Source organism: Paraburkholderia sp. SIMBA_053 (genome assembly GCF_046534895.1).
Classification (GTDB): domain Bacteria; phylum Pseudomonadota; class Gammaproteobacteria; order Burkholderiales; family Burkholderiaceae; genus Paraburkholderia; species Paraburkholderia caledonica.
Map to the genome: position 1 here is coordinate 1 of NZ_JAWRXU010000333.1, position 322 is coordinate 322.

Annotated in this window: 1 protein-coding gene; it reads left to right on the forward strand. The window is 63.7% G+C overall.

Annotated features, from left to right (window positions below):
• The coding region (locus SB753_RS35880) for a beta-galactosidase trimerization domain-containing protein (RefSeq protein ID WP_410804849.1) at positions 1–322 on the forward strand (322 nt) is incomplete at both ends.

The window sequence follows — 322 nt, forward strand, 5'->3', positions numbered from 1 at the left end:
GGGCTGAACACGCCCGACAATCGCCTCGACATCGGCGGCAGCGAAGCGGAACAGGTTGCGCACGAGATCGCAAAGGTGTCGGCAGCCGATGCCGACGCGAACGCGAATGTGCGCAGCAAGGTCGCGCTGATCTACGACTACGAAGCCAAGTGGCTCTTTGAAATTCATCCGCAGGGCGCGGACTTTCATTACCCGCGCTTCGCGTTCGAGTACTACTCAGCGCTGCGCTCGCTCGGCTTCGACGTCGATGTGATTCCCGCCGATGCGCCGCTCGACGGCTACGCGATGATCGTCGTGCCGCCGTTGCCCGTCGTGCCTGGCG